The organism is Streptomyces sp. NPDC017993 (assembly GCF_044328065.1).
Taxonomy (GTDB): domain Bacteria; phylum Actinomycetota; class Actinomycetes; order Streptomycetales; family Streptomycetaceae; genus Streptomyces.
The window spans coordinates 114,289-140,806 of the sequence record NZ_JBIRGO010000020.1; the positions used below are offsets into that span (position 1 = coordinate 114,289).

General features: G+C 71.8%; 21 protein-coding genes. 13 read left to right on the forward strand and 8 right to left on the reverse strand.

Translation table 11 applies throughout. The annotated features are described in order from the left end of the window. Positions 1-225: 225 nt before the first annotated feature. Both ACH4FH_RS30555 and ACH4FH_RS30560 read left to right on the forward strand, forming a co-directional pair. Positions 226-2,484, forward strand: coding sequence for an ATP-dependent RecD-like DNA helicase (locus tag ACH4FH_RS30555; RefSeq protein WP_398559182.1), 2,259 nt, complete (start codon positions 226-228; stop codon positions 2,482-2,484). Between the two features lie 176 nt (positions 2,485-2,660). Then, positions 2,661-3,950: a citrate synthase gene (locus ACH4FH_RS30560; RefSeq protein ID WP_398559183.1), complete on the forward strand. Its 1,290-nt coding sequence runs from the start codon at positions 2,661-2,663 to the stop codon at positions 3,948-3,950. A 601-nt stretch (positions 3,951-4,551) separates the two neighbouring features. On the opposite strand, the gene ACH4FH_RS30565 is transcribed toward ACH4FH_RS30560, so the two are convergent. Then, positions 4,552-4,827 (reverse strand): heavy-metal-associated domain-containing protein, encoded by a 276-nt coding sequence (locus ACH4FH_RS30565; protein WP_398559184.1) that lies wholly within the window; start codon positions 4,825-4,827, stop codon positions 4,552-4,554. Positions 4,828-5,071: 244 nt separating this feature from the next. Here ACH4FH_RS30565 and ACH4FH_RS30570 point away from each other — a divergent pair, with 244 nt between their 5' ends. Next, positions 5,072-5,827 (forward strand): DedA family protein, encoded by a 756-nt coding sequence (locus ACH4FH_RS30570; protein ID WP_398559185.1) that lies wholly within the window; start codon positions 5,072-5,074, stop codon positions 5,825-5,827. On the opposite strand, the gene ACH4FH_RS30575 is transcribed toward ACH4FH_RS30570, so the two are convergent. Next, entirely contained in the window at positions 5,814-6,707 is an 894-nt protein-coding gene (locus ACH4FH_RS30575; RefSeq protein WP_398559186.1) for a LysR family transcriptional regulator, read from the reverse strand. The two genes, ACH4FH_RS30570 and ACH4FH_RS30575, sit on opposite strands and share 14 nt — an antisense overlap. Before the next feature lie 118 nt (positions 6,708-6,825). On the opposite strand from ACH4FH_RS30575, the gene ACH4FH_RS30580 reads away from it, so the two are divergent. After that, a complete protein-coding gene (locus ACH4FH_RS30580) occupies positions 6,826-7,242 on the forward strand; it encodes a 4-oxalocrotonate tautomerase family protein (RefSeq protein WP_398559187.1) in 417 nt (138 codons plus the stop codon). A 68-nt stretch (positions 7,243-7,310) separates the two neighbouring features. On the opposite strand, the gene ACH4FH_RS30585 is transcribed toward ACH4FH_RS30580, so the two are convergent. The 6 genes from ACH4FH_RS30585 to ACH4FH_RS30610 all read right to left on the reverse strand — a co-directional run bounded on the left by ACH4FH_RS30585 (position 7,311) and on the right by ACH4FH_RS30610 (position 13,614). Then, positions 7,311-8,378 carry a Gfo/Idh/MocA family oxidoreductase gene (locus tag ACH4FH_RS30585; RefSeq protein ID WP_398559188.1) on the reverse strand — a complete coding sequence of 356 codons (1,068 nt, stop codon included), beginning with the start codon at positions 8,376-8,378 and terminating at the stop codon, positions 7,311-7,313. Between the two features lie 237 nt (positions 8,379-8,615). Continuing rightward, complete coding sequence (locus ACH4FH_RS30590) at positions 8,616-8,822, reverse strand: helix-turn-helix transcriptional regulator (protein WP_398559189.1); 207 nt, start codon at positions 8,820-8,822, stop codon at positions 8,616-8,618. Positions 8,823-9,169: 347 nt separating this feature from the next. Next, positions 9,170-10,579 carry a sugar porter family MFS transporter gene (locus ACH4FH_RS30595; RefSeq protein ID WP_398559190.1) on the reverse strand — a complete coding sequence of 470 codons (1,410 nt, stop codon included), beginning with the start codon at positions 10,577-10,579 and terminating at the stop codon, positions 9,170-9,172. Between the two features lie 2 nt (positions 10,580-10,581). Continuing rightward, positions 10,582-10,713, reverse strand: a complete 132-nt coding sequence (locus ACH4FH_RS30600; protein ID WP_398559191.1) for a hypothetical protein — start codon at positions 10,711-10,713, stop codon at positions 10,582-10,584. 377 nt (positions 10,714-11,090) lie between these two features. Further along, positions 11,091-12,110, reverse strand: a complete 1,020-nt coding sequence (locus ACH4FH_RS30605; RefSeq protein WP_398559192.1) for a Gfo/Idh/MocA family protein — start codon at positions 12,108-12,110, stop codon at positions 11,091-11,093. 583 nt (positions 12,111-12,693) lie between these two features. Further along, complete coding sequence (locus ACH4FH_RS30610) at positions 12,694-13,614, reverse strand: sugar phosphate isomerase/epimerase family protein (RefSeq protein WP_398559193.1); 921 nt, start codon at positions 13,612-13,614, stop codon at positions 12,694-12,696. Between the two features lie 300 nt (positions 13,615-13,914). Here ACH4FH_RS30610 and iolC point away from each other — a divergent pair, with 300 nt between their 5' ends. The 9 genes from iolC (at position 13,915) to ACH4FH_RS30655 (ending at position 26,334) form a co-directional block, all read left to right on the forward strand. Next, entirely contained in the window at positions 13,915-14,916 is a 1,002-nt protein-coding gene (iolC, locus tag ACH4FH_RS30615) for a 5-dehydro-2-deoxygluconokinase (protein WP_398559194.1), read from the forward strand. A gap of 84 nt (positions 14,917-15,000) precedes the next feature. Next, a complete protein-coding gene (locus tag ACH4FH_RS30620; RefSeq protein ID WP_398559195.1) occupies positions 15,001-15,888 on the forward strand; it encodes a deoxyribose-phosphate aldolase in 888 nt (295 codons plus the stop codon). Between the two features lie 59 nt (positions 15,889-15,947). Further along, positions 15,948-16,841 (forward strand): 5-deoxy-glucuronate isomerase, encoded by an 894-nt coding sequence (iolB, locus tag ACH4FH_RS30625; RefSeq protein WP_398559196.1) that lies wholly within the window; start codon positions 15,948-15,950, stop codon positions 16,839-16,841. Then, a complete protein-coding gene (iolD, locus tag ACH4FH_RS30630; RefSeq protein WP_398559197.1) occupies positions 16,838-18,766 on the forward strand; it encodes a 3D-(3,5/4)-trihydroxycyclohexane-1,2-dione acylhydrolase (decyclizing) in 1,929 nt (642 codons plus the stop codon). The genes iolB and iolD overlap by 4 nt, the downstream gene beginning before the upstream one ends. A 36-nt stretch (positions 18,767-18,802) precedes the next feature. Then, complete coding sequence (locus ACH4FH_RS30635) at positions 18,803-20,296, forward strand: CoA-acylating methylmalonate-semialdehyde dehydrogenase (protein ID WP_398559198.1); 1,494 nt, start codon at positions 18,803-18,805, stop codon at positions 20,294-20,296. 220 nt (positions 20,297-20,516) lie between these two features. After that, positions 20,517-21,677, forward strand: a complete 1,161-nt coding sequence (locus ACH4FH_RS30640; protein WP_398559199.1) for a hypothetical protein — start codon at positions 20,517-20,519, stop codon at positions 21,675-21,677. A 249-nt stretch (positions 21,678-21,926) separates the two neighbouring features. Then, positions 21,927-22,496: a GNAT family N-acetyltransferase gene (locus ACH4FH_RS30645; RefSeq protein WP_398559200.1), complete on the forward strand. Its 570-nt coding sequence runs from the start codon at positions 21,927-21,929 to the stop codon at positions 22,494-22,496. Positions 22,497-22,684: 188 nt separating this feature from the next. After that, on the forward strand, positions 22,685-25,420 hold the full coding sequence (locus ACH4FH_RS30650) for an alpha/beta fold hydrolase (protein ID WP_398559201.1): 2,736 nt from the start codon (positions 22,685-22,687) through the stop codon (positions 25,418-25,420). Then, positions 25,417-26,334: an ABC transporter permease gene (locus ACH4FH_RS30655; RefSeq protein ID WP_398559202.1), complete on the forward strand. Its 918-nt coding sequence runs from the start codon at positions 25,417-25,419 to the stop codon at positions 26,332-26,334. Before ACH4FH_RS30650 ends, ACH4FH_RS30655 begins: the two co-directional genes overlap by 4 nt. The last annotated feature ends 184 nt before the right edge of the window (positions 26,335-26,518 follow it).

The window sequence follows — 26,518 nt, forward strand, 5'->3', positions numbered from 1 at the left end:
ACCGGAAAATAACTCACCGAATACGCACAACCGTTGGCGGTGCACGGAAGTCATAGCTGGCGTCGGTCTCGTGAAGGGGAGGGATCCGGGGGGATCCGGGGGCTGACGCGGAGGGGGAATCGAGGGGCCCGACCATCGGACGGGCCCCTCGATGACGACCGGGGGCGCGCGGGCAACGCGGCGCACGCGGGACGCGGTGTCAGACCCCGGCGGTACCGTCGGGTCATGGTCAACGCAGCCGTGGTGGAAGGGGTCCTGGAGCGGATCACCTACGCCAACGAGGAGAGCGGCTACACCGTCGCCCGGGTCGACACCGGCCGCGGCGCCGGCGATCTCCTCACCGTCGTCGGCGCGCTGCTCGGCGCGCAGCCCGGCGAGTCGCTCCGCATGGAGGGCCGCTGGGGCTCCCACCCCCAGTACGGCAAGCAGTTCACCGTCGAGAACTACACCACCGTGCTGCCCGCCACGATCCAGGGCATCCGCCGCTATCTGGGCTCCGGCCTCATCAAGGGCATCGGCCCGCGGATCGCCGACCGCATCGTGGAGCACTTCGGCACGGACACCCTCGACGTCATCGAGCAGCAGCCCGCACGGCTGGTCGAGGTGCCCGGTCTCGGCCCGAAGCGGACGAAGATGATCGGCGCGGCATGGGAGGAGCAGAAAGCCATCAAGGAGGTGATGGTCTTTCTCCAGGGCGTCGGCGTCTCGACCTCCCTCGCGGTGCGCATCTACAAGAAGTACGGCGACGCCGCCATCTCCGTCGTCCGCAACCAGCCCTACCGCCTGGCCTCGGACGTCTGGGGCATCGGCTTCCTGACCGCCGACCGCATCGCCCGCTCCGTCGGCATCCCGCACGACAGCCCCGACCGCGTCAAGGCCGGCCTCCAGTACGCCCTGTCGCAGTCGACCGACCAGGGACACTGCTTCCTCCCCGAGGAACAACTCATCGCCGACACCGTGAAGTTGCTCCAGGTCGACACCGGCCTGGTCATCGACTGCCTGAGCGAACTGGCCGCGGGCCCCGAGGGCGTGGTCCGCGAGAAGGTTCCCGCCGGGGACGGCGGCGCGCCCCTCACCGCCGTCTATCTGGTGCCCTTCCACCGCGCCGAGATCTCCCTGGCCGGCCGGCTGCTGCGGCTGCTGCGCACCGACCAGGACCGGATGCCCACCTTCCAGGACGTCGCCTGGGACCGGGCGCTGGCCTGGCTCGCGCAGCGCACCGGCGCCGAGCTGGCTCCGGAACAGCAGGCGGCGGTGCGGCTGGCACTGACGGAGAAGGTGGCGGTGCTCACCGGCGGGCCGGGCTGCGGCAAGTCCTTCACCGTCCGGTCGGTGGTCGAGCTGGCGCGCGCCAAGAAGGCCAAGGTGGTGCTGGCGGCGCCCACCGGCCGGGCGGCCAAGCGGCTCTCCGAGCTGACCGGGACGGACGCCTCCACCGTCCACCGCCTGCTGGAGCTCAAGCCCGGCGGGGACGCCGCGTACGACGCCGACCGCCCCCTGGACGCCGACCTGGTCGTGGTCGACGAGGCGTCGATGCTCGACCTGCTGTTGGCCAACAAGCTCATCAAGGCGGTCCCGCCGGGCGCCCACCTGCTGCTGGTCGGGGACGTCGACCAGCTGCCCTCGGTCGGCGCCGGCGAGGTGCTGCGCGATCTGCTGGCCGGGGGAGGGGCCGCGCACAGCGCGTCCGACGGGGGTGGTGGTCGGGTGACGGGTGGGCCCGTGCCGGCCGTCCGGCTGACCCGCATCTTCCGGCAGGCCCAGCAGTCCGGGGTGGTGACCAACGCCCACCGCATCAATGCCGGCGTGCCCCCGCTGACGACCGGGCTGGCGGACTTCTTCCTGTTCGCCGAGGAGGACACCGAGGAGGCGGGACGCCTGACGGTCGATGTGGCCGCCCGCCGGATCCCGGCGAAGTTCGGGCTCGACCCGCGCCGGGACATCCAGGTCCTGGCGCCCATGCACCGCGGCCCGGCCGGCGCGGGCGCCCTGAACGGCCTGCTCCAGCAAGCCGTCACCCCGGCCCGCCCCGATCTGCCGGAGCGTCGCTTCGGGGGCCGGGTCTTCCGAGTGGGTGACAAGGTCACCCAGATCAGAAACAACTACGAAAAAGGCCGCAACGGCGTCTTCAACGGCACCGTCGGCGTGGTGACCGCCCTGGACGCCGACGAGCAGCGGCTGACCGTGCTCACCGACGAGGACGAAGAGGTTCCCTACGACTTCGACGAACTGGACGAACTCGCCCACGCCTATGCCGTGACGATTCACCGCTCGCAGGGTAGTGAGTATCCGGCGGTGGTGATTCCGGTCACCACCGGTGCCTGGATGATGTTGCAGCGCAATTTGCTGTATACCGCCGTGACCCGGGCAAAGAGACTGGTGGTGCTCGTCGGCTCCCGAAAGGCTCTGGGGCAGGCCGTGCGCACCGTATCCGCCGGTCGGCGCTGTACGGCGCTCGATCACCGACTCGGCGGAGTGTTGTGATGTGCCACCTCTTTCCCAATCGGGGCGAAGGGGAGCAGGATGGGCACTCAGGCGGCACTGAGTGCCGCGATGAGGCCCTATGGCCGACCCCGAGTGCACATCCAAGGTCCAAATGGGGGAAGGTATAGGCAGTCAGGGCACCTCGAAGTAGAGGCACAACGTCGGTGAGGGATGACGTGAGCGACAACTCTGTAGTACTGCGTTACGGGGACGGCGAATACACCTACCCGGTCGTCGACAGCAGCGTCGGCGACAAGGGCTTCGACATCTCGAAGCTGCGCGCACAGACCGGTCTGGTGACCCTGGATTCCGGTTACGGCAACACCGCTGCGTATAAATCCGCTGTCACCTATCTCGATGGTGAGGCGGGCATTCTCCGCTATCGCGGGTACCCGATCGAGCAGCTCGCAGAGCGCAGCACGTTCATCGAGACCGCGTATCTGCTGATCAACGGTGAGCTGCCCACCGTCGATGAGCTGTCCTCGTTCAAGCAGGACATCACGTACCACACGCTGCTCCACGAGGACGTCAAGCGCTTCTACGACGGCTTCCCGCGGGACGCGCACCCGATGGCCATGCTGTCGTCGGTCGTCAGCGCGCTGTCCACCTTCTACCAGGACAGCCACAACCCGTTCGACGAAGAGCAGCGCTACATCTCCAGCATCCGACTGCTGGCCAAGCTTCCGACGATCGCGGCCTACGCGTACAAGAAGTCCGTCGGCCACCCGGTCGTCTACCCGAGCAACGACCTCGGGTACGTCGAGAACTTCCTGCGTATGACCTTCTCGGTGCCCGCCGCGGACTACGACCTCGACCCCGTCGTCGTCAACGCCCTCGACAAGCTGCTGATCCTGCACGCGGACCACGAGCAGAACTGCTCGACCTCCACCGTGCGCCTGGTCGGCTCCTCGCAGGCGAACCTCTTCGCCTCGATCTCGGCCGGCATCAACGCGCTGTGGGGCCCCCTGCACGGCGGCGCCAACCAGTCGGTGCTGGAGATGCTGGAAGGCATCCGGCGCGACGGCGGCGACGTCGACACCTTCATCCGCAAGGTGAAGAACAAGGAAGACGGCGTGAAGCTCATGGGCTTCGGGCACCGCGTCTACAAGAACTTCGACCCCCGGGCGAAGATCATCAAGGCGGCGGCGCACGACGTCCTGTCGGCTCTCGGCAAGTCCGACGAGCTGCTGGACATCGCCCTGAAGCTGGAGGAGCACGCGCTCTCCGACGACTACTTCGTCGAGCGCAAGCTCTACCCCAACGTCGACTTCTACACCGGCCTGATCTACCGGGCCATGGGCTTCCCGACCGAGATGTTCACCGTGCTCTTCGCGCTCGGCCGGCTGCCCGGCTGGATCGCCCAGTGGCACGAGATGATCAAGGAGCCCGGCTCCCGCATCGGCCGCCCGCGCCAGATCTACACCGGTGTCGTCGAGCGTGACTTCGTCCCCGTCGAGCAGCGCTGACGGCAGCCGCCGCGCGCCATCGGCAACGGGCTCCGGCCCCCACCCCTGACCGGGGCGGGGGCCGGAGCCCGTCCGGGCGTCACCCGGGCGTCACCCGGGCAAAAGAAAGCGCCCCGCCTCCCGATCCCCCCACGGGTCCGGAGTGCGGGGCGCTTCCCGTGTCCCGGGTTCGGATTCCCCCCACGGGATCCGTCCGGGCGTTCTCGGGTTGCACCGCGATCTGCCGGGACGCGCACATTCGGGAGGGCCGCTCAAAGCTCCCCGGGCGCGTCGCCCCGGCCACGCGTAGCCGAGCGCGATCCCCCAAGATCAGCACGGCTGTTGCAGTGCAAGCCCCGCCGGGGTGCCTGCACTGTCCGGTTAGACTCGCGACCCCCCTCAATGGTTACGTTCGGATGAGTGTGATCTGGGTCTCGTGCCATATGGGGCCTAATGCGGTCAAGGGCCGCGATTTGAAGATCGCGGCCCTGACGTATGGGTGTTGTGTCGGTTGTGTGGCCTATGTGAAAACCCGCAGTCTCGGCTGGGGGTGATCACGGAGGCGAAGGGTTGGCCGACGCTCCTTCTCGGCCCGCGCCCGGGCGCGGGGGCGCCGTGGGGGTCAGGCCCGGCCCGCGAGTTCGTATCCGGCCTCGTCCACCGCCGCGCGTACGGCCTCGTCGTCGAGCGGGGCCTTGGAGGTGACGGTGACCACCCCGGTGTCCGCGGCCGCCTGCACCGAGCTGACGCCGGCGATCTCGGAGATCTCGGAGCGCACCGCGCCTTCGCAGTGGCCGCAGGTCATGCCCGTGACCCGGTAGGTCGTGGTCACCTCGCCGGCCCGGACGTCGATGCTGTCGGAGCCGTCGGGGGTGCAGCAGGAGCCGTTCTCGGTCATGGGGGTTCTCCTGATCGTGTCGATGTGTTCCGTTGAGTGCCGAAGAGCCCGCGGGGCCACTACTGAGGACGATGACTCCCGACAGTCGCACTGTATACCCCTGGGGGGTATCAATCCAACTCTGGGCGTCCCCGGCCGCGCGGAGTTCACCGCACGACGGCCCTCCCGGCACGCGTTGCCGTAGCTCCCCCCACGCGTCAGCCTTGGGAGTACGGGCTCGGGACGGATCCGAGGAGGCGGCAGGATGGACGTACTCGCCTACGGCCTGCTGGCGCTCACCACGCTGCCGCCGCTGGTGCCCAATTCCGCCCTGCTCGTCACCGCCGGTGTGCTCGCCGCCCGGGGAGACGCCTACCTCCCGCTGATCCTCCTGGTCGTCGTGGGCAGCGCGCTGCTGGGAGACGTCCTGATGTATCTCGCCGCGCGGCGCTTCGGCGGACCCGTACGCTCCTGGCTGCGGCGCGAGGACCACCGCCGGGCCCTGCTGGAGCGGACCTCGCAGCACATCGAGCGCTACGGCCTGCCCTTCCTGATCGGCGTGCGGTTCCTGCCCAGCGGGCGGATCGCCGGCGCCCTGACCTCAGGGATACTCCACTACCCGCTGCGCAGGTTCGCCCTGGGCGCCGGCATCGCCGAGGCGATCTGGGCGACGTACTCGGTCGGCCTCGGCTACCTCGGCAGCGCCGCCGCGGGCGACCCGCTCGTCGCGGCGGGCATCGGCGTGGGGGTCTCCCTCGCCGTCGCCGCGGTGGCGACGACCGCCCAACGGACGGCCCGCCGCCGCTCCCTGCGCCGCCCGCCCGCCGAGAGCCGGCCGACCGGGAGCGGCCCGCCCGCCAAGGACAAAGAAGCGGGTGAGGAGCCCGGCGACAGCCCCGAGGAACCGGGCCACCGGGCCACGCAGATGTCCTCCGCCACGCCGCGGACCACTCCCTCCCGGCCGCACCGCCCCCACCATCGCGGGAGGCACCCACCGTGCTCGACGGTCAGCCACCGCTGAGTGACGGGGAAACGGTGCGGGCAAGATGACCGGCGGCTGACTCCGCCAAGGTGCGGATCGCCGGGTGCCAGGGGCGGCCGTGCGGACCGGTCAGAACGAGGCGGCGCGAGGTGTGCGGCCTCAGCGGCAGCAGGACCAGGTCAGGGGGGACCAGCGAGCGGGAGACCTCGGACAGGATCGTCACACCGATACCCGCCTGCACCATGCTGATCAAGGTCGCCAGGTCCCGCACGCGGTGCGTCGGGGCGAAACGCAGCCCGGCCAGGTCATGGATCGTACGGATGCGGACTTCGCAGGCGTTGGGGGAGATCAGGAACGCGTCGTCCTCCAGATCGCGGAGTTCGACGAACGGCTCCTCCGCCAGGGGATGATCCCGTGGCAGCAGCGCCCGGTAGCAGTCGAGGGCGAGATCGAAGCCGTGGCCGGGCGGCGGATCGATCAATATCGCGGCATCGGCCGTCCCGTCCTCCAGCCAGGCCGAGACCTCGGCGCTGTCCCCCTCGAAGGTCCGCACCGTGATCCGCGAGGCAGCCTCGCGCCAGTGCCGCAGCAGACCGGGGATCAGCCCCTGGGAGACCGTCGGCGTGGAAGCCAGCCGCACGGTGCCGGTCATCGTCGCCGTGGCCTCGGCCGCGACCTGCTCCACGGACCGGGCCGCCGACACCGCGAGACGGGCGTGCGGCAGGATCCGCTCACCGAGCACGGTGGCCCGCACCGGAGCGGCACGCACCAACAGCGGTGCGGCGAGCTCGCGTTCCAGGGACGCGACGGCGTGCGACACCGCCGACTGACTCATGCCCAGCTCCGCGGCGGCCGCGCTGAAGCCACCCGCGTCGACGACGGCGAGAAAGGCCCTCAGCTGAGGAAAATTCACGGGCATGCGGCGGCCTCATAGAGCTATGACACGTATGCGTTGGATCCATCGTGCCAGGTCCGCGACGCTTGCTCCGTGCCGCCAACTCCGGCGCGGCCACGCCGAGCACGTACCGAGGAGAGCCATGCCGCACATCCGCGTCACCATCCCCGACCCCGACCTCCCGGCCGACGTCCGGCGCACCCTCGCCGAGGGGCTGACCCGGCTGGCGGTCTCGGTCCTGCACAAGTCCGACGCGAGGACCATCGTCCACATCGACCTCGTCCCGGCCGACAGCTACTTCATCGGCGGCAAGCCCCTGACCGGCGGCCGCGACGCACACATCGAGGCGAGCATCACCGCGGGCACCAACAGCGCCGAGGAGAAGGCGGCCTTCATCCCCCCCGCCGATGCGTTCCTGACGAACGTCCTCGGCCCGCTTCCCCGGTCAGGCGTCGCGCTGCACGAACTGCACCCCGAAAGCTACGGCTACCACGGCGTCACCCAATTCGACCACTACCGCCGGACCGCCGACGCACCGGCCGCCTCCGCTGCCCACTGAGCTGCCTGCCGTCAGCCGGACGGGCGCGGGCACCGGACGGTGCGCGTCGGCCGTGCCGCCGGAGCGGGTCACGCGCCGGCGGACGCGCCGCCCGCGGCGCCACCCCCCGCGGCCGCCTCCGCATCCCCGCCCGCGCCGGCGCGCACGTCCGCCACGTTGACCGGTTCACCCGTCCGACGCGAGCGCTCGCACGCCTCCGCGACATACAGCGCCTCCAACGCCTCCTCCGGCGGACAGGGGTTCGGCGCACGGCCACCGGCCACCTCGGCGAACACCCCCAACTCCGTGACATACGCGGCATGGAAGCGCTCCATGAACGTGTCGTACGGCTCCGCCTGCTGCCACGACAGCGCAGGTTCGGCCGACGGAAGCGGCGCCCGGTCGTCCAGGCCGACGACGCGGGCGCTCCGGGAACCGCAGACCTCCAGGCGGACATCATGGCCCGCGCCGTTGTAGCGGGTCGCGGTCACCGTCGCCAAGGTGTCGTCGTCGAAGCGCAACAGCGCCGCGCAGGTGTCGACATCATCGCCTTCGGCGAAGAACGACGCCCCGCCATTGGCGCCCTGCGCATAGACCGACACCACCTCGCGGCCGGTCAGCCAGCGCATGATGTCGAAGTCGTGGATGCTGCAGTCGCGGAACAGGCCACCGGAGGTGGGGATGTAGGCGGCGGGCGGCGGCGTCCGGTCGCTGGTGCAGGCACGCAGCGTGTGCAGCCGCCCCAGCTCGCCGGAGCGCAGCGCCTCGCGGGCGGCGCGGTAGCCGGCGTCGAAGCGCCGCTGGAAGCCGATCTGCACCGGCACCTTCCCGGACCGGGCCCGCTCCACCACACCCACGGTGCCCGCGACATCCAGGGCCACCGGCTTCTCGCAGAAGACCGGAACCCCGGCGTCCAGCGCCTGGTGGATCAGCGGCGCGTGCGCACTGGTCGCAGCAGTGATCACCACACCGTCCGGGCCGTCCGCGTACATCTCCTCGATGCTCGCCGCGGCCCGTACGCCGAGGCTCTCCGCGAGCGCCGCGGCGCGGGCGGTATCGACATCCGCGACCAGCAGGTCGCAGACGCCGGGGACGCTGCGCAGCGTCCGGGCGTGGAACGCGCCGATGCGCCCGGTGCCGATCAGGCCGATCTTCATGCCGCGGGGTCCTTTCGGAAGGGGGAGGAACCAGGGGAGTCGAGAAGGAGAGAAAGGAGAGAGGGGGAGAGTGGGGAAGAGTGCGGGAGTGGGAGGGGCGGAGAGTGAGGCTCCTCGCGCCGGAGCCGGCGATCAGGGGCTGCCCGGCCCTCGGCGCACGTCGGCCCCACGCCGGGCGGGCGCGGGGCCGGTGACCGAGTCCGGTGGACCCGGGGGAGGGTGTGCGGTGGCGGCCGGTCAGTCGGCCCGGTCCCGCCGGCCGCGATGGCCGGGCCGGCGCGCCACCCAGGCTCTGACGGTGTCGGCGAACCAGTACGGCTTGCCGCCCTCCACCAGGTCCGGCTCCGGCAACAGGCCGTGCTTGCGGTACGAGCGCACGGTGTCCGGCTGCACCTGGATATGTGCGGCGATCTCCTTGTACGACCAGAGCCTCCGGTCGGTCATCTCTGCGCACCTCCTCAGATCCACACGCGGGGCCGACCCGAGGGAGCCGGCGGGGACCGCGTACGGCGTGATGATCACTCAGCCTTCGTCCGGTGAACGACGGCCGACGGAGGGCGGGGAGGGGCTGTTGAAGGGCTGTGACGAAAGACCCGTGTAACGGTGACAGCTGTGACGACGGCAGGACGCGGTGACGGTGCGTGGGAAGTTGCTGGCCGGGGCCGGGACGGGGCCGTTGCGTCGCGGGGTGGGAACAGTGCGCCCCGGGATGGGGACTTCGCGCCCCAGGGGCGGGACGTCGCACCCCGGGGCCGGACACATCGTGTGCCGGAGCCAGGAGTGACGAGCCGTCAGTTCGGCCTGGCGGCGGTGCGCAGGGCATCCTCCAGCTCCTCCAGGGCCAGGCCCTTCGTCTCCGGCGCGTACCGCTTGCAGAACAGCAGGGACAGCACGCACATGGCCCCGAACAGCCAGAAAGTGACGCCGGCGCCCACCGCGTCCAGCAGGACCGGAAAGAACAACGCCACCGCGAAGTTCACCAGCCACATCACGAACACCGCGGCGCCCATGGCCAGTCCGCGTACCCGCAGCGGGAACATCTCGGCGAGCAGCAACCAGACACCGGTGTTGAGGGTGGCTTGCATGAAGGCCATGTAGAGCACCATCAGGCCGAGCACCAGAGCGCTGACCGCGGTGGAGGGCGGCAGCTGGAAGGACGCGCCGAGCAGCGCCAGGGAGATCGCCATGCCGGCCAGCCCGCCGATCAGCAGGGGCCGCCGCCCGACCCGGTCGATCAGCGACATCCCGACCGCGGTGGCGAGGACGGAGACGGCGCCGACCGCGATGGTCGCGGTGATCGAGGCGTTGGTGCCCAGGCCCGTGGTGGCGAGGATCTTGGGTGCGAAGTAGATGACGGCATTGACGCCGGTGATCTGCTGGACGATGGCGAGCCCGATGCCCACCAGCAGCAGCCGCCGCACCCACGGGGTGCGCAGTTCCTGCCAGGCACCGCGACGGGCGTCAGCCTCCAGGTCGCGGGCGTGCGCGATGCGGCTCAGCTCTTCGGCGACATCCTCGGCGGGCAGGGTGCGGTGCAGCACCGCGGCGGCGTCGTCCGGCCGGCCCTTGCTGATGTACCAACGGGGGGTGTCAGGGAGGAAGAAGAGGCCGACGAACAGGGCCACGGCGGGCAGCGCCGCCAGACCCAGCATCCAACGCCAGGCTTCCCAGTGCGCCAGGACGGCGTTGACGAGGTAGGCGAGCAGCTGACCGCTGACGATCATCAGGGAGTTGAAGGAGACCAGACGGCCGCGGATGCGCGGCGGCGCGATCTCCGACAGGTACAGCGGCGTGATGACCGAGGCGCTGCCGACGGCGAGCCCGAGGACGAACCGCGCCACCGCCATGAACGGCACGGTCGGGGCGAGCGCGACGGCCACGGCGCCGCCGATGAACACGGCGCCGGCCCAGAGCAGGGAGGCGCGGCGGCCCAGCGCGTCCGACATCCGGCCGCCGGCCAGCGAACCGAACGCGGCGCCGATCAGCAGCGCGCTGGTGATGATCCCTTCGCCCAGGGAGGAGAGGCCGAAGTGACTCTCCATGAAGGGCAGGGCGCCGGAGACCACTCCGGTGTCGTAGCCGAACAGGGCGCCGCCGAGGGCGGCGATGGCAGCGATGCCGACGATGAAGCGCTTGGCGTTGCCGGCGGGTGCGCTCTCGCGCGGGCCTGCGGACGCCGTCCTGCTGGTCGGGGCGGCCATCGTCAGCTCCCGTTCGCCTTGGCGCCGGGGTCGATGTCCCGGCGCCGGCGGACGCGTACCGGCGAGCCCGGTGAGGTGACGGCAGAGCGCGGGCCGGAGGGGGTGGTCATGGAGCGGTCGAGGGCAATGCGCATGGAGCGAAGGGCCTTTCGGGTGGCGCACGAGACGGGCGGCGTCGGGCGGGCGACGCGGGGTACGGGGAGGCGCGCGGTCCGGGGCCGCGCGGGTCCTGGCGACGGCGCGTGGCTGGGGAGGGCGTGTGGCCTGGGGGCGTGGTTTCCGGCGATGGCGCGTGGCCTGCCGGGGGGGCGTGGGTTCCGGCAGTCGCCCAGTCGCCCAGTCGCCCAGTCGCCCAGTCGCCCAGTCGCCCAGTCGCCCAGTCGCCCAGTCGTCGCCCTGTTGCCCAGGTCGCCCAGCGGCCCAGTCGTCCCGTCGCTGGAAACGGCGCGCAGCGTGGGCGGTGTGGCGCTGAGCGGAACGACCTGACTCAGCGACGGCCTCAGCGACAGCCTCAGCGATAGAGCGCGGGCCGTTCGGTCAGCTCCACGGGTACGCGCTCGCCGCTCGCCTGCGCACGGACGCCTGCCTCGCACACCGCAGCCGCGGCATAGCCGTCCCAGCAACTGGGGCCCTCGACCTCGCCGCGTCGGGTGGCGTCCACCCAGCGCTGCACCTGCCGGTCGTAGGCCTCCTCGAAGCGCTCGACGAATCCGGGGGTGATGGCCCCGCCCCACTTGCCCGCGGTGTTCACGAACACGCCGCGGTCGTCACCGATGCGGGCGGTGCCGCCCTCGCAGACCGCCTCGCAGCTGACCTGGTAGCCGAAGCCGCAGTTGACGAACAGTTCGGTGTCCACGACCTGTCCGGCCGCGGTCTCGAAGAGGATCAGCTGCGGATCGCTGAGCCCTTCGGGGGCCTTGCCGGTGGGCGCCGGGCGCAGCACGCGGACCGCGGTGATCTCCTCCTCCAGCAGCCAGCGGGTCACATCGATCTCGTGCACCACCGAGTCGTGGATCATCATCGCGTTGGTGAAGCCGGGCGGGGTGTCGGCGTTGCGGTGCTTGTTGTGCAGCATCAGGGGCCGGCCGTAGGCGCCCTGGGCCAGCAGGGCCTTGAGATGCAGGTAGTCGGTGTCGTAGCGCCGCATGAAGCCGACCTGCACGCGGCGGTGGCCCAGCTGCTGCTCGGCGTGCAGGACCCGCAGCGCGGAGGCGGGGTCCGGGGTCAGCGGCTTCTCGCAGAGCACGGGCAGGTCCCGCGCGAACGCCTCCAGCAGGGCCGCCTCGTGGGCGGGGCCGGGGGAGGCGATCAGGACGGCGTCCACCCCGGGATCGTCCATGGCGGCGGCCGGGTCGGTGTAAGGGCTACACCCCTCGATGCCGTCGGCGAGGTGCTTGACCCGGTCCGCGTCGATGTCGGACACCGCCGCCACCCGGGCACCGCTGATCACGTCGTTGATCCGGCGTACATGGTCAGCGCCCATCCGGCCGGTGCCGATGACCGCCACGCCGAGGATTCCGTGCGAAGTCATGTGGTCCTCAAGTCCGTAGGTACTACAGCGTGTGATATATCCTGGGAACTGATTACTCTCTGTAATCGTTGCCGGGGTATGAGGAGGTGCCGCGAGGCGAGCGCAGGAGGTGTGGGGAGGTGAGCGCATGAGGAGTGGGGACGTGTGAGTGCGTGAGATGTGAGCGCTGGGGATGCGTGCGTGAGGTGTGAGCGTAGGGGAGGTGGGTGCATGGGGACGGGGCGGCAGCCCGACGGGGTCCGAGGCGGGTCCGAAGGGTGAGCGCACGCCCACCCTCGCCCGATCCCGCGCCCGAAGCGCCACGCGCCCGCGCCCGAAGCGCCATGCGCCTGCACCCGAGGTGCCTCCCGCCCGGTCCTGCGCCGGAAGCGCCACCCGCCCGGACCCACGCTCGAAGCGTCACGCGAGCCCACGCCTCAAGCCCTGCCCGAGCCCACACCGCAGGCCCCGCCCGAGCGCGCGCCCCAGGGCTGGGCTCGCGCCAGCGCACCCCCGCGGCTCGCACCATCGCCCCCCTCGAGCCGCTCAAGGCTGCTCAAGCCCCTCGCCCCCTGCGTCCCTCGGCCCCTCGGCCCCTCGATCCTCAGGCTCCGCAGGAGCTGAGGAAGCGGCGGGTGCGCTGTGCGATGGGCAGTGGCTGGTCGGGCGGGCACGGGTACATGTCCTGCTCGACGATGGCGAAGAGGTCGACGTTCAGCTTCTGTGCGGCCTCCAGGACCGGCGGCAGCGCCGGTACGCCGAGCGGCGGCTCGCACATCACGCCCTGCTTGACGGCGGGCCCGAAGGGCGTGCCCTTGGCGTGGACGTCGGCGAGGATCTCCGGGTCGACCTGCTTGAGATGCAGATAGCCGATCCGCTCGCCGTAGGTGCGGATCAGCTTGACGCTGTCGCCGCCGCAGTAGGCGTAATGCCCGGTGTCCAGGCAGAGGTTGACCAGGTCGGAGTCGGTGACGTGGAGGAGGCGCTCGACGTGCTCCTCGGTGTCGATGTGGGTGTCGGCGTGCGGGTGCACCACGATGTCCAGGCCGAATTCGTCCCGCACCCGCTTGCCCAGCCGCTCCATGCCGGTGGTCAGGTGCTTCCACTGCTCCACGGTCAGCTCGCGCGGCTCGATCTCCTCGGCGGTCTTGTCGTCCCGCCAGAAGGAGGGGATGACGACGAGGTGCTTGGCGCCCATCGCCTGCGTGAGGGTGGCCACCTCCTGGACATGCGCCCAGGTCTCGTCCCATACGGCGGGGCCCCGGTGCATCGAGGTGAAGATGGTGCCGGCGGAGACCTTCAGGTCGCGGCGGGCGATCTCCTCGTGAAGAACGGCGGGGTCGGTGGGCAGGTAGCCGTACGGGCCGAGTTCGATCCACTCGTATCCGGCCTGCGTCACCTCGTCGAGGAAGCGCTGCCAGGGGACCTGTTGCTCGTCGTCGGGGAACCACACGCCCCAGGAGTCGGGGGCGGAACCGACGCGAATACGGTCCAGAACGGGCGCAACGGCACGGGGTGCGGACATGCTGCGGCTCTCCTCTCGCCGGTCTGCGGTGACCGGGAGGCGCTGGTGGGGTCGTGGGGCTCAGCCTCTCTGTCGCCCCCGTGAGTGTCAAGACTTCGTCCTGACATAAGGACTTAAGGACTTTGTAGTCCGCGGGTCCGTGTCCTCGGACGGCCGCCGAGCAACCTCCGTCGCCCCTCCCCGCACTCCTGACGTCATAATGTAAGGACAAACTGTTGACAGGGTCTGATTCTGCCCGTTAGACCTGTGCGCAGAGCCGAACCGCCGACCCGCCGCGGCGGCCCGACCGAAGGGGCGCACATGACCGAGCCGTACGACCTGATCACCATGGGCCGCATCGGGGTGGACATCTACCCGCTGCAGACCGGCGTGCCCCTGGCCCAGGTCGAGACTTTCGGGAAGTTCCTCGGCGGCTCCGCCACCAACGTCGCGGTCGCCGCCGCCCGGCTCGGACGCCGCTCCGCCGTCATCAGCCGCACCGGACGCGACCCGTTCGGCGACTACATCCACCAGGCCCTGCGCGACTTCGGCGTGGACGACCGCTGGGTGACGCCGGTGGACAGCTACCCGACGCCGGTCACGTTCTGCGAGATCTTCCCGCCGGACGACTTCCCGCTCTACTTCTACCGCCGCCCCAAGGCCCCCGACCTGGTCATCCACCCCGAGGAACTCGACCACGACGCCCTCCGCGCCGCCCGGATCTTCTGGATGACCGGCACCGGGCTGTGCGAGGAGCCCAGCCGCAGCGCCACCCTCGCCGCACTCCAGGCCCGCGCCGCCGCCCCGGAGGCGGGCGCCACCGTCTTCGACCTCGACTGGCGGCCGATGTTCTGGGGCGGCGAGGGCGGCGCCTCCAAGGACGGCGGCGCGTCCGGCGCCGCCGCCATGGCCGCGGCCCGCCCCTACTACGAAGCAGCCCTGCGGCACGCCACCGTCGCCGTCGGCAATGTCGACGAGGCCGAGGTCGCCACCGGGCTGCGCGACCCCAAGGCATGCGCCCACGCGCTCCTGGACATGGGCGTCGAACTCGCCGTCGTCAAACAGGGCCCCAAGGGCGTCCTCGCCGTCCACCGCGACGGCCGCACCGCCGAGGTCCCGCCCACCCCCGTCGAGGTCGTCAACGGCCTCGGCGCCGGCGACTCCTTCGGCGGCGCGCTCTGCCACGGCCTCCTGAGCGTCTGGGAACTGGAGCCGATGATGCGCTACGCCAACGCCGCCGGCGCCCTCGTGGCCGGCCGGCTCGCCTGCTCCTCCGCGATGCCGACGGCCGCCGAGGTCGAGTCGTTCCTCGCCGGCCGGTGACAGCCGTGGCCCCGGCCGCCGCCCTCCCGGCGGACCACCCCCGCACCCCGCCACACCTGCGCGCCCAAGAAGGTGAGTAACCCCTTGACCCCTCGGATCAGTGACCTCGCGACGCTGCGGGCCCGCCACCCCGAAGCCGTCGCGGAGGCCGCCGCCCGCCGCACCCGCCGCCCGCTGATAGGCGACAGCGGCCGGCTGATGATCGTCGCCGCCGACCACCCGGCGCGTGGCGCGCTCGCCGTCGGCGACCGGCAGCTCGCCATGGCCAACCGCCTGGACCTGCTCGAACGCCTCGTCCTCGCGCTGTCCAGGCCAGGGGTCGACGGTGTCCTCGCCACCGCCGACATCCTGGAGGACCTGCTGCTCCTGGGCGCCCTCGAAGGCAAGGTCGTCATGGGTTCGATGAACCGCGGCGGCCTCGCCGGCGCCACCTTCGAGATGGACGACCGGTTCACCGGCCACCGCCCCCAGGACCTCACCCGGCTGCGCTTCGACGCCGGCAAACTCCTGCTGCGCATCGACTACTCCGACCCCGGCTCGCTGACCACCCTGGAGGCCACCGCGCGCACCATCGACGCGATGGCCGAGCGGGAACTGCCCACCTTCGTCGAGCCGTTCCTCAGCCGCCGCATCGACGGCCGGGTCCGCAACGACCTCAGCGCCGAGGCCGTCACCCGCTCGGTGGCCATCGCCTCCGGCCTCGGCGGCACCTCCGCCTACACCTGGCTGAAGCTGCCGGTCACCGACGACCCCGACGCGATGGCCCGGGTCTGCGAGACCTCGACGCTGCCGACCGTGCTGCTCGGCGGCGACATCGGCACCACCGTCCGGGACCAGGAAGCCGCGTACGAGAAGTGGCGCAAGGCGCTGCGGCTGCCGACCGTGCAGGGGCTGGTCGTCGGCCGCTCCCTGCTCTACCCGGCCGACGGCGATGTCGCGGCGGCCGTGGACACCGCCGTCGGGCTGCTGTGAGACCCCACCGGCACGGCGAATACGCAGGAAAAGCCGCCACCGCGCAGGAGACTTGAGACATGAGCTGTGACTTCCATCTGACGGCCGACGACGCGGCGCGAGACCCCTACGCCCTCGACATCGACCCCGAGCGAGCGGGCTGGGGCCACTCCTCGCTGCGCGTCCTCAACCTGCCGCCCGGCGGCCGGCACGCCTTCGCCACCGGCGACAGCGAATGGATCGTGCTGCCCCTGGCCGGCGGCTGCACCGTCCGCACCGGCACCGGCGAGACCTTCGAACTGACCGGCCGGGAGAGCGTCTTCAGCGGCGTCACCGACTTCGCGTACGTACCGCGCGACGCGCAGGTGCAGCTGACCACCGACGCCGGCGGCCGCTTCGCGCTCACCGGCGCGCGCTGCACCCGCAGCCTGCCCGCCCGCTACGGCCCCGCCAGCGACGTCCCCGTCGAACTGCGCGGCACCGGCAACTGCTCCCGACAGGTCAACAACTTCGGCGCGGCAGGCGCCTTCGACTGCGACAAGCTCATCGCGGTCGAGGTGCTCACCCCCGGCGGCAACTGGTCGTCCTACCCACCGCACAAGCACGACACCTGCCGGCCCGGCGAGGAATCGGAGTTGGAGGAGATCTACTACTTCGAGATCGCCGCCGCGCACGGCACCGAAGGCGTCGGCTACCAGCGCGTCACTCCCTCCGGGCACGGCCGCGGCACCGACGTCCTCGCCGAGGTCCGCAGCGGCGACGCCGTCCTCATCCCGGACGGCTGGCACGGCCCGTCCATCGCCGCGCCCGGCCACACCATGTACTACCTCAACGTCATGGCCGGCCCCGGCGAGACCCGCGAGTGGCTGATCTGCGACCACCCCGACCACGGCTGGATCCGTGGCACCTGGCCCGACCAGCCCGTCGACCCTCGCCTTCCCCTCTACGCAGCGCCCGCAGGAGACGCCCGATGACCGCCCCCACGCCCCCGCCCGGCACCCGCCGTCTGACCGTGGCCCAGGCCCTGGTGGAGTTCCTCGCCCACCAGTACACCGAGCGCGACGGCCGCAGGCACCGCCTGATCAACGCCTGCTGGGGCATTTTCGGCCACGGCAACGTCGCCGGCCTCGGCCAGGCCCTGCTGGAGTCCCGGGCGGCGTCCCCCAGGGGCACCACCCCCGAACCCCCGGGACTGCCCTACCTCCAGGGCCGCAACGAACAAGCCATGGTGCACGCCGCCGTCGGCTACGCCCGGCAGTGCGACCGGCTCTCCGCCCACGCCGTCACCACCTCCATCGGGCCCGGCGCCACCAACCTCGTCACCGGCGCCGCGCTCGCCACCGTCAACCGCCTCCCGGTCCTGCTGCTGCCCGGCGACAGCTTCGCCACCCGCCGCGCCGACCCCGTCCTCCAGCAGCTCGAAGTCCCGTACGCGGGCGATGTGTCGGTCAACGACGCGCTGCGCCCGGTCTCCCGCTTCTTCGACCGCGTCACCCGCCCCGAGGCACTGATCCCCGCCGCCCTCCAGGCGATGCGGGTGCTCGCCGACCCCGTCGAGACCGGTGCCGTCACCCTCGCGCTGCCGCAGGACGTCCAGGCGGAGGCGTACGACTGGCCCGAGGAGTTCTTCGCCGACCGTGTGTGGCGCGTCCCCCGCCCCGCCCCGGACCCGTCCGCCCTCGCCGACGTCGTACGCGCCCTCCGAGACGCCCGCAGGCCGCTGATCATCGCGGGCGGCGGCGTCCACCACAGCGAGGCCGAGGACGCGCTGCGCGCCCTCGCCGACAGCACCGGCATCCCCGTCGCCTCCACCCAGGCGGGCAAGGGCTCGCTGCGCCACGACCACCCCGCCGACGTCGGCGGCATCGGCCACACCGGCACCGCCACCGCCGACGGCCTCGCCCGCGAGGCCGATCTGATCCTCGGCGTCGGCACCCGCTACACCGACTTCACCACCGCCTCCGCCACCCTCTTCGCCGCACCCGGCGTGCGCTTCGTCAACCTCAACATCGCCTCCTTCGACTCCCACAAGCTCGGCGCCCTGTCCCTCGTCGCCGACGCCCGCACCGGACTCGAAGCGCTCGCCCGCGAGCTGGCCGGCCACCGCGTCGACCCGGCGTACGAGGCGGCCTACACCGCCGCCAAGACCGAGTGGGAGACCCTCGTCGACGCCGCCTACGCCGCGGAGGACGAGACCGCCCGCCCCTCCCAGACCCAGGTCCTCGGCGCCCTCGACGCCGTCGTCGACGACACCGACATCGTCCTCAACGCCGCCGGCTCCCTCCCCGGTGACCTGCACAAACTCTGGCGCGCACGGTCCCGCAGGCAGTACCACCTCGAATACGGCTACTCCTGCATGGGCTACGAGATCCCGGCCGCGATTGGCGTCCGGCTCGCCGCGCCCGACAGGCCGGTGTGGGCGCTGGTCGGCGACGGTACATATCTGATGAACCCCACCGAGATCGTCACCGCGGTACAGGAGGGACTGAACATCAACATCGTCCTCATCCAGAACCACGGCTACGCCTCGATCGGCGGGCTCTCCGAGGAGACCGGGGGCGAGCGGTTCGGCACCGACTACCGTTTCCGGGCTGAGGACGGCACGTACACCGGCGCACCGCTGCCCGTCGATCTCGCCGCCAACGCCGCCTCGCTCGGCATGCACGTCCTGCGTGCCGCCACCGTCGGTGAGCTGCGCGCCGCGCTCGCCGAGGCGCGCACCGCGAATCGGCCCACATGTGTCTATGTCGAGACCGAAACGGCTGACACTGTGCCGGGCGCGCCGGCCGCTGCGGCCTGGTGGGATGTTCCTGTTGCCGAGACCGCGACGCGTCCGGCGGCGGTCGCCGCCCGCGAGGCGTACGACCGGCACGCCGCAGGACGCCGCCGCCACCTCTGACCTCAGCTTGTTGTCGTCACCAGAAAGGTCCCCCGCATGAAGACCATCAGCCACTGGATCGGCGGCAAGCCCGTCGAGGGCGTCTCCGGCAACTTCGGCCCGGTCTACAACCCGGCCACGGGTGCCCAGGAGAAGCAGGTCGCCTTCGCCTCCGTGGACGAGGTCGACGCCGCCGTGACCGCCGCCGGGGAAGCGTTCCGCACCTGGGGCACCAGCTCCCTGGCCAAGCGCACCTCGGTGCTGTTCAAGTACCGCGAGCTGGTCGACGCGCACCGCGACGAGATCGCCGCGCTGATCACCGCCGAGCACGGCAAGGTGCACTCCGACGCGCTCGGCGAGGTCGCCCGCGGCCTGGAGATCATCGAGCTGGCGTGCGGCATCCCGGAGAAGCTCAAGGGCGAGCTGTCCACCCAGGTCTCCACCCGGGTGGATGTCGCCTCGATCCGCCAGTCGCTCGGCGTGGTCGCCGGCATCACGCCGTTCAACTTCCCGGCGATGGTGCCGATGTGGATGTTCCCCCTCGCCATCGCCTGCGGTAACACCTTCATCCTCAAGCCGAGCGAGAAGGTGCCCAGCGCCGCGTTCAAGCTCGCCGAGCTGGCCGCCGAGGCGGGTCTGCCCGACGGTGTGCTGAACGTCGTCAACGGCGACAAGGTGGCCGTCGACGCGATCCTGGAGCACCCCGGCATCGCCGCGGTCTCCTTCGTCGGCTCCACCCCCATCGCCCGCTACATCCACACCACCGGCACCGCCAACGGCAAGCGTGTCCAGGCGCTGGGCGGCGCCAAGAACCACATGCTGGTGCTGCCGGACGCGGACCTCGACCTGGCCGCCGACTCCGCGATCAACGCGGCGTACGGCTCGGCCGGCGAGCGCTGCATGGCGATCTCCGTGGTCGTCGCGGTCGGTGACACCGCCGACCCGCTGATCGGCAAGATCAAGGAGCGCGCCGACAACCTGCGGATCGGCCCCGGCGACGACCCGGCCTCCGAGATGGGCCCGCTGATCACCAAGGTCCACCGCGAAAAGGTCGCCTCGTACGTCGAGGGCGCCGCGGCCCAGGGCGCCGACGTCGTCATCGACGGCACCGGCTACACCGTCGAGGGCTACGAGGACGGCCACTGGATCGGCGTCTCGCTCCTGGACAACGTCACGCCCGAGATGGACGCCTACCGCGACGAGATCTTCGGCCCGGTGCTGTCCGTCGTCCGCGTCGAGACCTACGACGACGCCATCGCCCTGATGAACAACTCGCCCTGGGGCAACGGCACCGCGATCTTCACCCGGGACGGCGGCGCGGCCCGCCGCTTCCAGCTGGAGGTCGAGGCCGGCATGGTCGGCGTGAACGTGCCGATCCCGGTCCCCGTCGGCTACCACTCCTTCGGTGGCTGGAAGGACTCGCTCTTCGGCGACCACCACATCTACGGCAACGACGGCGTGCACTTCTACACCCGCGGGAAGGTCGTCACCACCCGCTGGCCCGACCCGTCCGACGGCGGCATCAACCTCGGTTTCCCCAGCAACCACTGACGCCCGCGGCGCCCCGTCGCCCCGTCCCGCCGACCGACCGGCCGCCGCCGGTCGGTCGGCGGCCGAACCCCCTGCCGGCCGTGCGCCGGCAGGGGGTTCGCGCTGTCCGCGGGGGCGGCGCAGCGGTGGTTTCCCCACCACCGATCCGGGGGGCTGGCGTGACCGAAAACGATTGCTACCGTGCTCCTTCGCGGACAGACGAAATCCAACGGGGGGCAAAATGCCACGAAGTATGGCGCTGGCCAAGGGCGCGCGGATCACCGGCGGGGTGTTCTGCCTGCTGTTCTTCCTCTACACCGCCTACTGGCTGGCAATCGACGTCGATGCGTTCGGGCTCGACGGCCTTTTCGACATCTGGACCGGCGGGCGCAGGAGCGGCCGTGACCAGGTCACCATCCCCTTCCACCTCGGCCTCGCCGTCGTCCAGCTGGCCGCGGCCTGGGCGGCGTTCGCCGGGCTGCGGACGGCCGGTGGTCTGCTCGCCGTCGGCAGCACCCTCACCTTCGTGATGTCGCTGCAGGCCATCGTGAGCACCGGCTTCGCCACCGACCAGAACCGCTACTTCCTCATCCCCTTCGAGCAGAACTCCACGACGTTCGAAGGCGTCTTCGTCAGCGCGCTGTGCCTGGTCCCGCTCTCCCTCGTGGCGTGCGTCGTGCTGCTGGCCGGAATGCGTTCCTGGCCGCGCCCGCGCCCCAGCGAACCGCCGATGCGCCCCGTGAAGGTGCCCGGTACGGTCGCCGGGCTGATCCTCGGCGCGATGGTGCTGCTGTATGTGGCCTGGAACATCTACTGGCTGGTGGAGCGCGGACTCGGCTCGGCGGACGTGTTCTACCTCGGCACGGGCGTTCTCATCTCCCTGCTGGATGTGTCTCCCGGCGCCTACTACCTGACCCTCATCGGGCTGAGCGCCGCGGCCGCCCTGAGCTGCCTGGCACGCGGCGGCGCGGCCCGCGGCCTGGCCATGGGCCTGGCGACGGTGCTGCTGCCGAACGCCCTGCTGAGTGTCATCGCGATGGCCAACAGCGGCACGCTCTTCGACTTCGGCGCCGCCTCCCCGGGCTTCTCGGTCCTCGTGCACCTCGGCCTGGTGCTGTCCCTGTTCGGCTCGCTCGCGCTGTTCGCCCTGATGGGCCGCGGCGAGCCGGTCGCCCCCGGCTGGCATCCCCCGGCCCCGGCCCCGCAGTTCGGCGTCCCCGGCATGGTGCCGCCCGGCCCGCAGGGCCCGCCGCCGGCCGGCTGGCAGCAGCCCGGGCCGCCGATGCCGCAGCAGGGCCCGCCGATGCCCCCGGCCGGCAACCCGCCGCCGATGCCCCCGGGCAACCCGCCGCCCGGCAACCCGTCCGCCCCGCAGGGCGGTTTCGGACCGCCGCAGTACTGACCGGCGGACGGCCTCCGACGACGGACGACGCAACGGGCACCCCGTACGCCGGGATGCCCGTTGCGTCGTCCGACGCTCTTGTGCGCCCGCCCGTTGGTATCCTGCGGATGCGCCCGAGAGGGGCGATCGCCGCTGCGGCAGGGGAGGTTGATGAATATGGCCCGCCACGAGCTTCATCAGCATGCCCTTGCCCGGGTCGCCTGACGGAGAGCGCGACCCGGTCGTTTCGCCCACGACCAGGAGTGTCGAGTGTCTTCCTCTTCTTCCTCCCATCCCTCTCGCCCCACCAGCCCCTCCCAACTCTCTGCTTCCTCCTTTCGTCTGACCGGCGCGGACCTGGCCACTGACCGGCTCGTGCTGCGGCCGTGGCCCGCGGACGAGGTCACCGCCGTCCTCGGTGACGAGCGCAGGGCCCACTGGGCGGCGGACTTCCCCGCCGAAGGTGACCGCGTCATCGCCGGCTACATCGCCGAACGGCCCGACGCGCACGGCACGTACGGCCAGCGGCAGATCATCGAGCGGGACAGCGCCCTGGTGGTCGGCGCGATCGGCCTCTTCTGGCCGCCCGTCGACGGCTACCTGGAGTTCGGATACGGGATCGTCCCCTCCCGGCAGAGCCGCGGCTTTGCCACCGAGGCGGCCCGCGCCGTCGTCGAGTTCGCCCTCATCGCCCCGGGTGTGCACACCGTGGGGGCCGACGTGGAGCTGCCCAACCCGGCATCCGCCCGGGTACTGGAGAAGGCCGGCCTGGAGCACTGGAGCAGCGACGGGGCTCTGGCCCGGTTCCGCATCACGGCACCCGAGCCGACCCGGCGATAGCGCACGGGGCCGGGCGGCGGCACACCGGCCGCCGCCGGCCTGCGCGGACGTCCCTCGCATCGCCCGCGCGCACAAGTGGCCCGTACCACAAGCGCGGTACGGGCCCCCGGTATGTACTTCACCGGGAGGTGGCAAGGCTCACCCCACGGGGCGGGGTGCGGCCTCCGGGCCATACCTAGGATTCAGATATGGATCTCCCACTTCGCCGCGGTCCGCGGGCCGCTTCCGGCACGCGCCGGAAGCGGCTCTGTGCGACCGCGGCCGCCCTTGCCGTACTCATAGGAGGCGGCACCTGGGCGGCCGCCTCCTCCGACGCCGCACCCGCAGTGCACCGCGAGGACCGGGCCATGGCGATGCCCGAAAAGCCGGGCAGTGAGAAGAAGGTCCGTATTGACACCTCCTTCTTTACTGCCGAGGGCACCAGCGGGCGGCGGCCCGCGGTGCTGCTCTCGCACGGTTTCGGCGGCAGCAAGAACGACGTGAGGGCACAGGCGGAGCAGCTGGCCCGGGACGGCTACGCGGTCCTGACCTGGTCCGCGCGCGGCTTCGGCAAGTCGACCGGGAACATCGGGCTGAACGACCCGGACGGCGAGGTCGCCGACGCCCGCCGGCTGATCGACTGGCTCGCCGAGCGGCCCGAGGTGCAGCTCGACAAGCCCGGCGACCCCCGGGTGGGCATGGCCGGAGCGTCCTACGCCGGCGCCATCTCGCTGCTGACGGCCGGCCACGACCCGCGGGTCGACGCCATCGCCCCACAGATCACGTACTGGAACCTCGCCGACGCGCTGTTCCCCCACGGCGTCTTCAAGAAGCTGTGGGCCGGGATCTTCTTCACCACCGGCGAGGCCGGCAGCCCCACCGGAGCACCGGGCGCCGCGCCCACCGTGCCCACGGACACCGGCTGCCAGAAGTTCGAGGCGGAGCTCTGCGAGATGTACGAGCGGGTCGCCGTCGCCGGCAAGCCGGACGCCGCCGCAGAAAAGCTCCTGGAGGCCCGCAGCCCGTCCGCCGTCGGCGACCGCATCAAGGTGCCGACCCTGATCATGCAGGGCCAGACCGACTCCCTCTTCCCGCTGGACAACGCCGACAGGATCCAGCAGGCGGTCCGCAAGAACGGCGCGCCGGTCGACGTCGACTGGATCGCCGGCGGTCACGACGGCGGGGACCGCGAGATGCCCCGGCTCGAAGCCCGCACCAAGACCTGGTTCGACCGGTACCTGAAGAAGGACAAGAGCGTCGACACCGGCCCCGCGTTCCGGGTCAGCCGCAGCGGGGGAGTGGACTCCACCGACGGCGCCGTCCGGCTGCGCGGCGCCAGTGGTGACCGCTACACCGGGCTGGACAACGATCCACGGCGGGTGCCGCTCGCCGGCCGCGAGCAGACCTTCGGCAACCCGGCCGGCGCCGGACCGCCCGCCATCTCCGCGGTGCCCGGCGTCGGCGCGCTCGGCAACTTCTCGTCGCTGGGTGCCGGCGGCCTGTCCCTCGAATTCCCGGGCCAGTTCGCGCACTTCGACTCGGCGCCGCTGCGCGGCTCCACCCACCTCACGGGCAGCCCCACTGCCACCGTCGACGTCCGCTCCAGCTCCTCCGACGCGGTGTTCTTCGCCAAGCTGTACGACGTCGCCCCCGACGGGAGCCGGCAGGTGCTGCCGTCCCAGCTGGTCACGCCGTACCGCGTCAAGGACGCCGAGGACGGCAAGCGCGTCCGGCTGCGGCTGCCCGCCGTCGACCACGACTTCGCGGCCGGCCACCGGATGCGGATGGTGCTCTCCGCCACCGACCTCGCCTACGCCTCCCCGGACGAGCCCGCCAAGTACACCGTCTCGCTGCACGACGGCGGCCTCGACGTGCCCACCGCCCCCCAGGTGCGCAGCGCGGCCACCCCGCTGCCCGCCTGGACCTGGGGCCTGCCCGCCGGGGCCGCGGTCGTCGCCGCGCTCCTGCTGCTCACCGCCCGCCGCCGGACCTCGGCCCCGGCGCCCGACCCGGCCCTGGCCGGCGTCCCGCTGCAGATCACCGATCTCAGCAAGCGCTACGCCAAGTCCGCCGACAGGTATGCCGTGCAGGGCCTGTCCTTCCGCGTGGAGCAGGGCCAGGTGCTGGGCCTGCTGGGACCCAACGGCGCCGGCAAGACCACGACCCTGCGGATGCTGATGGGCCTGATCCGGCCCGACGGCGGCGAGATCCGGATCTTCGGCCATGCGATCCGTCCCGGCGCGCCGGTGCTCTCCCGGGTCGGCGCGTTCGTCGAGGGCGCAGGCTTCCTGCCGCACCTCTCCGGACGGGCCAATCTCGATCTGTACTGGCAGGCCACCGGCCGGCCCGCCGCAGACGCGCACATCGACGAGGCCCTGGAGATCGCCGGCCTGGGCGACGCGCTGCAACGCGCGGTGCGCACCTACTCCCAGGGCATGCGGCAGCGCCTGGCCATCGCGCAGGCCATGCTGGGCCTGCCGGATCTGCTGATCCTCGACGAGCCCACCAACGGACTCGACCCGCCGCAGATCCGCGAGATGCGCGACGTGATGATCCGCTACGCCGCCGCGGGACGCACCGTCATCGTCTCCAGTCATCTGCTGTCCGAGGTCGAACAGACCTGTACGCACCTGGTCGTCATGGACCGCGGCCGGCTCGTCCAGGCGGGCCCGGTCAGCGAGATCGTCGGCTCCGGCGACACCCTGCTGGTGGGCGTCGCGGGCTCCGAGCCGCTCTCCGACGCCCTGGTGGAAAAGGCCGACGCGCTCCCCGGGGTCGTCTCCGCCGTCCGCGCCGAGGAGGGCCTGCTGATCCGCCTCGCCGACCCGGCCGGTACACCCGAGCTGCTCGCCGACCTCATCCGGCTGGAGATCCCCGTGGACCGCGTCGGCCCGCACCGCCGCCTGGAAGACGCCTTCCTCACCCTGATCGCAGGTGACCGATGACCGCCCCCGCCACCCCCGCACCGCCGGAGCCGCCGGTGCACACCAGCCCCGAACCGCCGCAGCCGTCGGCGCCCGCCGCGCCCGGCTACCGCGCGCGCCGCACCCTCCCGCTGCGCGTCGAGGCGCTGCGCCAGCTCAAGCGGCGCCGCACCCTGGTGATCGCCGCGATTCTCACGCTGCTGCCGTTCGTGCTGGTCGCGGCGTTCGCGATCGGTGGTGACCCGAGCTCCCGCGGCAACGGCCGGGTCACCTTGATGGACACCGCCACCGCCTCGGGCGGCAATTTCGCCGCCACCGTCCTGTTCGTCTCGGCGGGCTTCCTGCTGGTCGTGCCGGTGGCCCTGTTCTGCGGTGACACCGTCGCCTCTGAGGCGAGCTGGTCCTCGCTGCGCTATCTGCTCGCCGCGCCCGTCCCGCGGGCCCGGCTGCTGCTGAGCAAGCTCACCGTCGGGCTGGTGTTCAGCGCCGCCGCGATGGTGCTGCTGCCGCTGGTCGCGCTCGCCGTGGGCGCCGCCGCGTACGGCTGGGGCCCGCTGCAACTGCCCACCGGAGGCGCACTGTCGGCGGGCGACGCGGTGCCGCGGCTGGCGGTCGTGGTCGGCTACCTCTTCGTCAGCCAGCTGGTCACCGCGGCCCTGGCGTTCTGGCTGTCCACGGTGACCGACGCACCGCTGGGCGCGGTCGGTGGCGCCGTCGGCCTGACCATCGTCGGCAATGTCCTCGACCAGGTCACCGCCCTCGACACCTGGCGCAACGTGCTGCCCGCCCACTGGCAGTACTCCTGGGCGGACGCGCTGCAGCCCCACATGGAGTGGTCGGGGATGATCCAGGGCTCGGCGGTCTCGGTGTCGTACGCGCTGGTGCTGTTCGCGCTGGCCTTCCGGGGCTTCGCGAAGAAGGACGTGGTGTCGTAGGGGAAGCGTCGTCCCAGGGTCCGGTGACCCCGGGGTGAGCGCGTCTGTGGGCGTACGCGTCCGAGTGTCCGTGCGGCGCGGGGGGGGGGGGGGGGCCGCCACCCCCGGCCCGCACCCCCCCCCCCCCCCCCCCCCACCCACGGGGGGGCGGGGGTCCCAACACCAACACCGCCGCCGCGCGCCG